Origin of the sequence: Richelia sinica FACHB-800, assembly GCF_014698825.1 — a bacterium.
Classification (GTDB): Bacteria; Cyanobacteriota; Cyanobacteriia; order Cyanobacteriales; family Nostocaceae; genus FACHB-800.
In genome coordinates, this window is sequence record NZ_JACJTT010000032.1 from 52,409 (window position 1) to 62,784 (window position 10,376).

Annotated in this window: 11 protein-coding genes; 7 read left to right on the forward strand and 4 right to left on the reverse strand. The window is 40.6% G+C overall.

The features are described from left to right. Positions 1 to 388: 388 nt before the first annotated feature. Both lpdA and trpC read left to right on the forward strand, forming a co-directional pair. Positions 389 to 1,819 (forward strand): dihydrolipoyl dehydrogenase, encoded by a 1,431-nt coding sequence (lpdA, locus tag H6G73_RS18680; RefSeq protein ID WP_190607220.1) that lies wholly within the window; start codon positions 389 to 391, stop codon positions 1,817 to 1,819. A gap of 70 nt (positions 1,820 to 1,889) precedes the next feature. Continuing rightward, the gene (gene trpC / locus H6G73_RS18685; protein WP_190607222.1) at positions 1,890 to 2,774 is read left to right on the forward strand and encodes an indole-3-glycerol phosphate synthase TrpC; all 885 of its coding nucleotides are present in this window, start codon (positions 1,890 to 1,892) and stop codon (positions 2,772 to 2,774) included. A gap of 97 nt (positions 2,775 to 2,871) precedes the next feature. Here trpC and H6G73_RS18690 read toward each other — a convergent pair whose 3' ends face one another. Then, the gene (locus H6G73_RS18690) at positions 2,872 to 3,201 is read right to left on the reverse strand and encodes a YnfA family protein (RefSeq protein ID WP_190607223.1); all 330 of its coding nucleotides are present in this window, start codon (positions 3,199 to 3,201) and stop codon (positions 2,872 to 2,874) included. A gap of 142 nt (positions 3,202 to 3,343) precedes the next feature. Here H6G73_RS18690 and H6G73_RS18695 point away from each other — a divergent pair, with 142 nt between their 5' ends. Together H6G73_RS18695 and H6G73_RS18700 are read left to right on the forward strand one after the other, a co-directional pair. Then, positions 3,344 to 3,592, forward strand: coding sequence for a DUF5340 domain-containing protein (locus H6G73_RS18695; RefSeq protein WP_190607225.1), 249 nt, complete (start codon positions 3,344 to 3,346; stop codon positions 3,590 to 3,592). A gap of 462 nt (positions 3,593 to 4,054) precedes the next feature. Beyond that, positions 4,055 to 5,206 carry a pyridoxal-phosphate-dependent aminotransferase family protein gene (locus H6G73_RS18700; protein WP_190607227.1) on the forward strand — a complete coding sequence of 384 codons (1,152 nt, stop codon included), beginning with the start codon at positions 4,055 to 4,057 and terminating at the stop codon, positions 5,204 to 5,206. Positions 5,207 to 5,334: 128 nt separating this feature from the next. Here H6G73_RS18700 and H6G73_RS18705 read toward each other — a convergent pair whose 3' ends face one another. From H6G73_RS18705 to nblR, 3 genes are all read right to left on the reverse strand, one after another. Further along, on the reverse strand, positions 5,335 to 5,562 hold the full coding sequence (locus tag H6G73_RS18705) for a DUF2949 domain-containing protein (RefSeq protein ID WP_190607229.1): 228 nt from the start codon (positions 5,560 to 5,562) through the stop codon (positions 5,335 to 5,337). Positions 5,563 to 6,057: 495 nt separating this feature from the next. Continuing rightward, positions 6,058 to 6,576, reverse strand: a complete 519-nt coding sequence (locus H6G73_RS18710) for a DUF192 domain-containing protein (RefSeq protein WP_190607231.1) — start codon at positions 6,574 to 6,576, stop codon at positions 6,058 to 6,060. A gap of 345 nt (positions 6,577 to 6,921) precedes the next feature. Then, positions 6,922 to 7,599: a response regulator transcription factor NblR gene (gene nblR, locus H6G73_RS18715; RefSeq protein WP_190607242.1), complete on the reverse strand. Its 678-nt coding sequence runs from the start codon at positions 7,597 to 7,599 to the stop codon at positions 6,922 to 6,924. Positions 7,600 to 7,692: 93 nt separating this feature from the next. Between nblR and H6G73_RS18720 the strand changes: the two genes are divergently transcribed. From H6G73_RS18720 to H6G73_RS18730, 3 genes are all read left to right on the forward strand, one after another. After that, the gene (locus tag H6G73_RS18720; protein WP_190607233.1) at positions 7,693 to 8,577 is read left to right on the forward strand and encodes a 4-hydroxybenzoate solanesyltransferase; all 885 of its coding nucleotides are present in this window, start codon (positions 7,693 to 7,695) and stop codon (positions 8,575 to 8,577) included. Positions 8,578 to 8,861: 284 nt separating this feature from the next. Further along, positions 8,862 to 9,356, forward strand: a complete 495-nt coding sequence (locus tag H6G73_RS18725) for a hypothetical protein (protein WP_313948542.1) — start codon at positions 8,862 to 8,864, stop codon at positions 9,354 to 9,356. Positions 9,357 to 9,676: 320 nt separating this feature from the next. Next, positions 9,677 to 10,309 (forward strand): superoxide dismutase, encoded by a 633-nt coding sequence (locus H6G73_RS18730; protein ID WP_190607237.1) that lies wholly within the window; start codon positions 9,677 to 9,679, stop codon positions 10,307 to 10,309. Positions 10,310 to 10,376: the final 67 nt, after the last annotated feature.

A 10,376-nucleotide genomic window follows, 5' to 3' on the forward strand; every position in this document is an offset into this window, starting at 1 on the left:
GCAACTCAAAATTACAGGGAAATCCGCTAAAATTACAAAATGTCATGCAAAAGTTAATATCGAGATCGTCACTATAATTTTACAAAATGGCAGGATTACAACCATTTCCAGTTTAGGAACGGTAAAGTCATCGCCATCATTGATTAATCCTCACTGTTCAGCGGTCAAAACAACTACACCACTAACAACTGAGAACTGACGCAACATAGATAAACCAGTCATCTAGCCAGGGTGTCAGGCAAGATAAGGCAAAAGCCAACCAAAAATACTGCTGTCAGAGTCTTGCATCTGCCTGCGGTCTGTAAATTTGAGTAAAATCCACATCAAAGTTAAATTGATTCCTGGTCAAGTTAAGAATAAATAGGTGAAGGAAACGGGGAAAATAAACGTGAGTCATGGATTTGATTACGATTTAATCATCATCGGCGCTGGTGTTGGTGGACATGGCGCAGCTATACATGCCGTTAGCTGTGGTCTGAAAACAGCGATTATCGAAGCGGCAGACATGGGAGGAACCTGTGTTAACCGTGGATGTATTCCCTCCAAAGCCCTGCTAGCGGCTTCTGGGAAGGTACGGGAACTGCGTAACGCCCATCATCTCAAGTCCTTGGGTATTCAATTAGGTAGTGTACAGTTTGATCGGCAAGCGATCGCTGACCATGCCAACAATCTCGTCGCCAAAATTCAAGGGGATTTAACAAACAGCCTTAAACGTTTAGGTGTAGATATCATCCGCGGTTGGGGGAAAATTGCTGGTTCCCAGAAAGTCACCGTTACCACAGACAGTGGTGAAAAAACCATTACCGCCCAAGATATCATCCTCAGCCCTGGTTCTGTTCCCTTTGTTCCCCCAGGGATTGAAGTCGATGGTAAAACCGTCTTCACCAGTGACCAAGGGGTGAAGTTAGAAACCCTACCAGACTGGATAGCAATCATTGGCAGTGGTTATATCGGTCTAGAATTTGCAGATGTTTATTCAGCCTTGGGTAGTGAAATCACTTTAATTGAAGCTGTAGACCAGCTAATGCCAGGCTTTGACCGTGATATCGCCAAATTAGCGGAACGAGTCCTGATTACTCCCCGTGATATTGAAACCAAAGTTGGGGTTTACGCCAAAAAAATTATTCCCGGTTCCCCAGTGGTAATTGAGTTAGCCAACTTCCAAACCAAAGAAGATGTAGAAGTGCTGGAAGTTGACGCTTGCTTAGTAGCTACAGGTCGCATCCCCGCTACCCAAAACCTCGGTTTAGAATCCGTGAGTGTGGAACTAGATAACCGCAAATTCATCCCTGTCAATGACCATATGGCAGTGTTGTCCGCCGGTGAAGTCGTTCCTCATCTTTGGGCTATTGGTGATGCCACAGGGAAAATGATGTTAGCCCATGCGGCTTCTGCCCAAGGTATTATCGCTGTCGAAAATATTTTAGGTAGACACAAAACCGTAGATTACCGCAGTATTCCCGCTGCCGCGTTTACCCACCCAGAAGTTAGCTATGTGGGCTTATCAGAAACTGCTGCCAAAGAATTAGCTTTAGCCAACGGTTTTGAAATTGCTACCAGCAAGAGTTACTTTAAAGGTAACTCCAAAGCCTTGGCGGAAAATGATGCAGATGGGATGGCTAAGGTTATTTACCGCAAAGACACCGGCGAAGTGTTAGGTGTACATATTTTTGGTCCCCATGCTTCCGATTTAATTCACGAAGCTGCGGCTGCCGTTGCCAATCGCCAATCTGTACAAAGTCTCGCTTATTTAGTCCATGCTCACCCAACACTCTCAGAAGTGTTAGACGAAGCTTATAAACGAGCGATCGCTTCTTAATTACTAGTCATTTGTCCTGTACATCCTTCAGGGCAAATGACCCATCTTCACCTATGACCCAAGACTAAATATGCAAATCCGTCGTCTTTCACCTAGTCCAGCTATTCATCTGTCCACATTGTGTTATCAAGTCGCTGTACCCGATGCCTCACCCAATAATATTTTGGAAGAAATTGTCTGGCAAAAAGAAGTAGAAGTTGAGCAAATGCGGGAACGCACACCTCTACGGGAATTGCAAAAGAAAGTCTTATCCGCACCACCCACCCGTGATTTTATGGCTGCCCTGCGTCACGGTCAAACCAAACCAGCCTTAATTGCTGAAGTGAAAAAAGCTTCTCCCAGCAAAGGTGTATTTAGAGCAGATTTTGACCCAGTAGCGATCGCTCAATCCTATCAAGCAGGTGGTGCTAGTTGTCTATCTGTCCTCACCGATGTCAAATTTTTCCAAGGTAGTTTTGATAACCTATCCTTAGTTCGTGCAGCTGTAGACTTACCCCTACTGTGTAAGGAATTTATCATTCATGGCTACCAAATGTATTGGGCCCGGGTTCATGGTGCTGATGCAGTCCTATTAATCGCAGCTATCCTCAATGACCAAGACTTGCAGTATTTCATCAAAATTGCTCAAAAGCTCAACATGGCAACTTTGATAGAAGTCCACAACTTAGAAGAACTAGACCGAGTATTAGCCTTAGAAGGTGTCAGCCTCATCGGTATTAATAACCGTAACTTAGAAGATTTCACCGTAGACTTACAAACCACTTGTCAGCTACTTGCAGCTAGAGGCCAGCAGTTACAAGAACGCAATATTTTAGTTGTCAGTGAGTCAGGACTGCATCAACCAGAAGATTTAAACCTAGTCTCTACCGCTGGTGCATCGGCTGTATTAGTGGGTGAGTCTTTAGTTAAACAACCAGATCCACAATTGGCAATTCATCAATTGTTTGGCAACTAGTTGGAAGTATAACTGCCACAAACTAACTTTATATATTCACTTATCTATAGCAATACGCCCCAACAGGTTGATGGTTGCCCTCACTCAAGTGTTAATTTCAACCTCTGGGTGCGTACATCATAATTAGTACCCCCACCAGCACAATCCATGACCCTATTTGGTCAAATTTATCAGGAGCGAATCCATCTATCTTCCAACCCCAAACAATAGACAGGATAATAAAAATACCGCCGTAAGCTGCATAAGCCCGACCAAAGTTGCTTGGTTGTTGTGTAGCTACAAATCCATATACAGTGAGTAGCACTGAACCACCCAAACCTAGCCATAGGCTTTTGCCTTCTCGTAACCACAACCAAATAAGATAGCCCCCACCAATTTCGCAGATAGCAGCCAAGACAAAATAAAACAAAGACTTAAAGATTGGCATAAATAAACAGGATTTTCTTCAGGCAGACTTCCAAAACTGCAAATCCTAACTCCAAAATGGTATTACCTATGTAACAATTCATGTAACCAGAGATATAGTCTCTGTCAGAGAAAATTCTAAGTTGCACTTTTACATCAACTACATGGAGCCTATTCCTTTACCGTCACCTATCCACTACGAATTGATACTACAACTTTTAGAAAAGCAAACTATGAGTGCTGTAAATCAAAACCCTGAATTACGCAATCAAGTGACTCAATTGATTATTACTTTACGCAAAGCAGCATCTCAACAGAAACGGCTGGAAGAAGTTTTTCAATCTTCAGCTGTGACAGTGGAACACAGATGGTCAATTAATCATCATGGTGAAAAAGTATTTATTCCTGATTGATAGTGTCATCTCTCATACCATCATGGGTTTGAGATGTTAGACCCTGAGAGAGTGACTGATAACTGTTCAGTCCTCTATCTCTGACTTAGATGCACGAAATGAGTATATAGCAGGTGACAGTTAACAGGTGACAGGTGACAGTGCTAAAAGACTTTTGTTGTCTAAGTTTTAGTGTTAGTTAATGTCCTAACCGCTCTGTCCATTGCTATAAGACTAAAATTTGATAATCGATTGTACCTCACGCCCAATTTGTGAGATCCTAGATAAACGCTTTCACTATATTTTAAATAAATTGGTCCTACATTAGATGTCTGCTACTTGTTAGCCTACGGGAAACTATTAAGAAAAACCTATTTATAGACGCACAGCGCCAAAAATATGGTTAATTTCAGCCCTCCATGAATTTGGGCGGCTAATTTTGTTGGGATTCAATTTTTAGCACTTAGACAGGACACAGATTTTATGAACGATAAGCTGATGCTCATGATTCCTGGGCCTACCCCAGTACCAGAAGCGGCTTTATTGGCGTTAGCCAAACACCCCATTGGCCACCGGACTGGCGAGTTTAGCAACATTCTGGCTGAGGTAACAGAAAACCTCAAATGGCTGCACCAAACTCAAAATGATGTGTTGATGTTGAATGTGAGCGGTACTGGTGCAGTAGAAGCAGGAATTATCAATTTTCTCTCACCAGGCGATCGCATTTTGGTTGGTTCTAACGGTAAATTTGGTGAACGCTGGGTAGAAGTTGCTCAAGCCTATGGTTTAAATGTTGAAGCCGTCACCGCAGAATGGGGTAAACCTTTAGACCCATCAGCCTTTGCAGCCAAGCTACAAGCAGATACCGAAAAACAAATCAAAGCCGTCATTATCACCCACAGTGAAACTTCCACCGGTGTCATCAATGACTTGGCAGCTATCAACCATCATGTGAAAGAACATGGTCAAGCTTTAATTATTGTTGATGCAGTCACTAGTTTAGGTGCATTTAATCTGCCCATAGATACCTGGGGTTTAGATGTGGTAGCTTCCGGTTCCCAAAAAGGCTACATGATTCCTCCTGGTTTAGGTTTTGTGTCTGTGAGTGCCAAAGCTTGGGAAGCTTACAAAACTGCTAAATTACCTAAATACTATTTAGATTTGGGTAAATATCGGAAATCTGCTGCGAAAAATACCACTCCTTTCACTCCTCCAGTTAACTTGATTGTGGCTCTACATGCAAGTTTGCGGATTATGAAAGAGGAAGGATTAGAGTCAATTTTTGCTCGTCATGAAAGATTGAAAAATGCGACTCGTGCTGCCATTAAAGCTTTGAATTTACCTTTGTTTGCAGCGGATGAATACGGTAGTCCAGCAATTACCGCCGTAGAACCTCTAGGTATTGAAGCTGATAAAATTCGGTCAGCCATGAAAAAACGGTTTGATATTGCCTTAGCTGGTGGTCAAGACCATTTGAAAAACAAGATTTTCCGGATTGGTCACTTGGGCTTTGTCAGCGATCGCGATATTCTCAGTTGTATCGCTTCTCTAGAAGCTGTCCTTCCCGAAGTTGGCTATGACAACTTTACCCCCGGTGCTGGTGTAGCAGCCGCTAATCAAGTCCTAATCAAATAAAAATAAATCAATACTGAAAAGAGCGAGTAGCTAACTTCACTCGCTCTTTTACTTTTCAAATCTTTGCACCAAGCAAAGTGGATTTGACATAATTTATCTCTCCTGAATTCAGTCTCAGTCATTCATAACTAAGCATTCTCCAGCCAATCATAAATTTGTTCTAGTTGCTCTCTCGTAATCAAACCATACTGCCAAAGAATCATCGTTAATGATCCAGGATCTTGGGCCCGATGTCGCATAGCTACAGCAATAGAAGCTGCGGATATAGCCAAATCTTCCTGGAGAAAATTAATCAATCGAGAATATCTTGATGGTGTCATTTGCGCCTCACCTCCCTGAGTAGAGTGTATTATCATATATTGCTTCTCCATTTCTCTATTTTATGTAGCCAGTATTTTATGTGTCACTTTGCCATGAGAGAACAAATACCTCCACACAGCAGGGTTTTTATGTTTGTGCGAGCAATTTATATCAGGCGTTTTTGACAAGAGAAACTAGATATCTGCCACTGGACACCTATTGTGAAGTAAAACTTATCAATGGCTCAGTTAGCTTAATCACTATTGACTTGTGAGAGTGTTATTTAATTACACGTTCAATAAACAACATTCCATAGCTTATAGTCCTCTATTGACGACCATTTACACTTACGCCAAAAGGAGGATTTTTACTGCTAAACCATGAAATCGAGATTCAAGCCTGGAAAAAATTGTTACTAGGTTGCCTTAGACTCTCTGGTAAATATTAGCTTCTTACCACCTCTTTTCGCTAGATTACGCAATAGTTTTTTTACAAATTTTTTTTCATCATTACTTTACCGTATCTTCATAAATAGATGGATAAGATTGTGCTTATGGTGAGTTATTAGATTGGACAGACTCGACTTTGATCACATCACCTATCTTGAGGCCTAATTCTTGCGCTCGTCCTGCCCGTAATTCGATGACTTGATTAATTGGGACATTGGGGCCGTAGGTGGGACAAGGTTCACTCTCACAAGGAGGGGCAGCAGATTGAATATACCTAACTACCCCTTGATTGAGAAAAACCATATCCAAGGCTACGGGTACATTCTTCATCCAAAATTGCACTGGTTGGGGAGAGGAAAATTCAAATAACATTCCTCGATCATCTGGTAATGCTGGACGATACATTAAACCCATCATTTGCTCTGCTTGTGTGCGTGCTACTTCTAATTGAATTTTTGTTCCTTGAGGAAGTATGGCTTGAGCAGAAATAGGTAAATTTTGTCCTTTAGGTATAGTTGCTGTTGCAGGGGTATTCAGACTATCTTGAGCAGTAGTCCGTGGAGAACATCCCATAAGTAAAATACTCAGCAATATAGAAACTAAACTGAGCCAATGTCTCATAAGTAGTTGAAATTCTGAAATTTATATTTAAAAGAGAATAAGCGATATTGAAATTTAATTCATCGTTTTGGGGTTTGGGAATCCAGGTTCTGACTATTCTACAGAATTTATGCAAAATAACCCACAAATTTTGGTCATTTCTCGATCCCCACCCGCACAACAACTAAATATTCAGTCAAAATTCAGCCTCAATTAAGCTCACACTGACTTGATCAAAGACAAACACGTCAAGATTTACCCTATTTGGTTAAAACATGGAAATGACATAGGAGTTATCAAGGCTGGTATTACATGTTCAGCCATTTTCAATAATTGCTATATTTACTTCCTACTGGACTAGCAAAATTAAGATTCTCTCAAAACGTAGCCTACACCACGTACAGTTTGAATGAGTCTTTTTTGACCTTCTTCTTCAATTTTGAGACGTAGATAACGAATATATACTTCTATCACATTGGATTCACCCATAAAGTCATAGCCCCAAACGTTTTCTAAGATTTGTTCACGGGTTAAGACTTCGCGAGGATGTTCCATTAAGAACTTTAACAGTTCAAATTCCTTCATGGTTAAGTCAATAGTTTTACCATTGTGGATGACACGACGAGTTCCTATGTCTAAAACTAAGTCACCAAAGCGTAATTGCTCTGTGGTATCTATATCTGGTTTGAGATAAAGACGAATTAATTTGAGAAAATCTTCTGAACGGTACGGTTTGAGGATGTAATCATCTGCACCTGCTTCTAAGCAAGCTACTCGGTCATCTACTGTATCCCTAGCCATTAACACTAGCACTGGGGAACGATTACCCAAACTTCTGAGATTTTTGCACAAAGACAATCCTGATTCACCAATCAGCATTCGGTCTACAACTATTAAAGCTGGTTGGCGATCGCGGCAGTATTGTAGTGCAGTTGTAGCATCTTGGGCTAAAACCGCATCATAACCAGCCTCTTGCAAGTCAAAAGCGAGTTGATTGGCTAGACTATCATCTGGTTCAATCACTAATACCAATACATCTTGCATTTTCAAAGCTTGTATCCTCTCCTTTCAGTTACTCAATTCAGCTATCAAATAACGATATTCTATAAATGTGAAGATGTGTGAAATCATCCAAATATGCTGGAAACAACAGAAAATAACCAACAACCAGTATGGCTTGTAATTCTCAAGCTGTTACGGTGGCATAAACCCGAAGGCAGGTTAATATTAATGATTCCCGCCCTGTGGGCTGTGTTTTTAGCAGCAGCGGGGAAACCTCCTTTACCTTTGGTGGGAGTGATTATTGTCGGTAGTATTGCTACCAGTGCGGCGGGATGTGTAGTCAATGATTTATGGGATCGGGATATCGATCCCCAAGTAGAAAGAACACGCGATCGCCCTCTTGCGGCTCGTTCTCTTTCCCTAAAAGTGGGTATTATTGTTGGTATAGTGGCCTTAGCTTGTGCAGCAGTTCTTGCTTTTTATCTTAACTCCTTGAGCTTTTGGTTGTCTGTGGCCGCAGTGCCGATGATTCTCCTTTATCCTGGCGCAAAAAGAGTATTTCCTGTTCCCCAATTAGTTCTATCCATCGCTTGGGGTTTTGCGGTATTAATTAGTTGGAGTGCGGTCACTGGTAATCTGTCTACTTCGACCTGGTTGTTATGGGGAGCAACTGTACTGTGGACATTAGCATTTGATACCATTTATGCCATGAGCGATCGCGAAGATGATCGGCGAATTGGGGTGAACTCTAGCGCCCTATTTTTTGGTGATTATGCCCCTACAGTCATTGGTATTTTCCTTGCTGGCACCATCTTTTTGTTCGTTGAATTAGGTGTCGTTGCTCACCTGAATTTCGCTTTTTGGATAAGTTTAGCCATAGCTACCATTGCTTGGTTTTGGCAATATCTGCGGTTACGTCAATCAGAAATTCCTCGCCAGGCTTATGGTCAAATGTTTAACCAAAATGTTTGGATTGGGTTTTGTATTCTTGCGGGCTTGATTGTTGGTTCATTTTCATAGAAATGATAGATAGTGAGATATAGCCGTAGACAAGGTAGTTAGGACATGAACTACAGCTAGAACTTAATATACCCAAAGGCTTTTAGCACTGTCACCTGTTACCTGTCACCTGCTATATTTCTGGCGCTAGATTAAAAAACATCAGGACTAGAGTTTGATGGGTTGGGATATTGATCTAGAAATTAGATGTACTCAACTTAATGAAATCATCTTGTCTTGCTAAAATCACTACAATCTTGTTCTTAACTGTGGGTGGAGCGAGTGTGGTTGCTGGTAGTTTTTTCATGACTAAAGCTTCTAGCAGTAACAATACAACCCAAATCATTACCGATACATCCCGCTATCACCAAATTCGGACTCAGTTATGGTCTGAGCATGATAAAGTCAACCATTTCCCTCTAAAGATACCTGCTGATGCTCAACAGGTATCCATGGCTTACTCTGCAAATCAAAGCCAAGGTAATAGTTTTTTTCAAATTCGCCTCAAACAATCAGCAGAGAAAATCCAAAAGTTGCGATCGCATTACCAACAAATTGCTAGTCATAAATATTATGGTGGCGATACCAATTCTCATATTAATCAAGCTAACGGTATTCCCACCACATTTTTTTATACTAGTAATTCTGGCAGAGAAACTTTTCCTTCCAGCTACGAAATTTTAGTTCTCAAAGCCCAAGATCAGGGTCAATCTGGTTTTAAATGGAATCGTGGCTATAGTTATGGTGTAGCAGTTGATAGTACCCAGTCAGAAATTGTCTATTGGGCTGAAAAATGGTAGGTTCCAGAGGGTAGTCAGGCTATGAGAAAATAAGTTTATTTATAATACTAATAAGTGTGAGCATAACTTAGTTAGATTAAATTTAAACTTGCCAAGGTACTTACCCTCTGCCGAATAACTGCCAGACTCTGAAAAAACGCCAGTTGATAAGAAAATATAAAAATTAAGCATAAATGTTTTTAAATATTAAATTTTATGCTAAAAATTAGCAAGTTTATCAGTAAATTATTCAATCTAGAGAAAGATTTTTTCATTTTCGATTGCAGGTAAAATATAGACTAATAAAAATTCCCTCCTGCAATTTATTACATGATAATCGTATGATGCTCAATCGCCGTTATTTTCTAATATTATTAGGAGCTAGTACAGGTGCGTTAACATTAGAAAGTTTTGCTTTTGCGATCAATAATCCTATTCTTGATGTAGTTGCTCAATCAGCTACAGGAACTGTTCAACTTCCACCGTTACCCTATGCCTATGATGCACTAGAACCATATATTGATGCAACAACTATGCAGTTTCATCATGATAAACATCATGCAGCATATGTAAATAATTTAAATAAAGCATTAGATAAATATCCAGAATTAAAAAAACCGTCCATAGAGTCCCTATTAAAGAAAATCAATCAAATTCCTTCAGATATTCGTACTAGTGTTAAGAATAATGGTGGTGGACATGTGAATCATACAATGTTTTGGCAAATCATGAAATCTAATGGTGGTGGAGAACCGACAGGAGCAATTGCCAATATCATTAATAAAACTTTTGGTAGTTTTGCGGATTTTAAAAAGCAATTTAATGAGGCTGGTGCGGGGCGTTTTGGTAGTGGCTGGGTGTGGCTAGTACGTAACAAAAGAGGTAATTTTGAAATTACTACTACTGCTAATCAAGATAGTCCTCTCATGGAGGGTATAGCTGTAGCCAGATTAATTAGGACGCTGCTTGCTTGAGAACGATTTCCATTGCTTCACGTAAATTATCCGATGTGGCTAAAAGCTTGCGAACCCTACTTTTCAA

Bases quoted from the DNA above. Each gene is read 5' to 3' on its own strand.
- trpC (WP_190607222.1), top strand. From the start codon at position 1,890: ATGCAAATCCGTCGTCTTTCACCTAGTCCAGCTATTCATCTGTCCACA.
- H6G73_RS18690 (WP_190607223.1), bottom strand. From the start codon at position 3,201: ATGCCAATCTTTAAGTCTTTGTTTTATTTTGTCTTGGCTGCTATCTGC.
- H6G73_RS18695 (WP_190607225.1), top strand. From the start codon at position 3,344: ATGGAGCCTATTCCTTTACCGTCACCTATCCACTACGAATTGATACTA.
- H6G73_RS18700 (WP_190607227.1), top strand. From the start codon at position 4,055: ATGAACGATAAGCTGATGCTCATGATTCCTGGGCCTACCCCAGTACCA.
- H6G73_RS18705 (WP_190607229.1), bottom strand. From the start codon at position 5,562: ATGATAATACACTCTACTCAGGGAGGTGAGGCGCAAATGACACCATCA.
- H6G73_RS18710 (WP_190607231.1), bottom strand. From the start codon at position 6,576: ATGAGACATTGGCTCAGTTTAGTTTCTATATTGCTGAGTATTTTACTT.
- nblR (WP_190607242.1), bottom strand. From the start codon at position 7,599: ATGCAAGATGTATTGGTATTAGTGATTGAACCAGATGATAGTCTAGCC.
- H6G73_RS18720 (WP_190607233.1), top strand. From the start codon at position 7,693: ATGCTGGAAACAACAGAAAATAACCAACAACCAGTATGGCTTGTAATT.
- H6G73_RS18725 (WP_313948542.1), top strand. From the start codon at position 8,862: ATGACTAAAGCTTCTAGCAGTAACAATACAACCCAAATCATTACCGAT.
- H6G73_RS18730 (WP_190607237.1), top strand. From the start codon at position 9,677: ATGATGCTCAATCGCCGTTATTTTCTAATATTATTAGGAGCTAGTACA.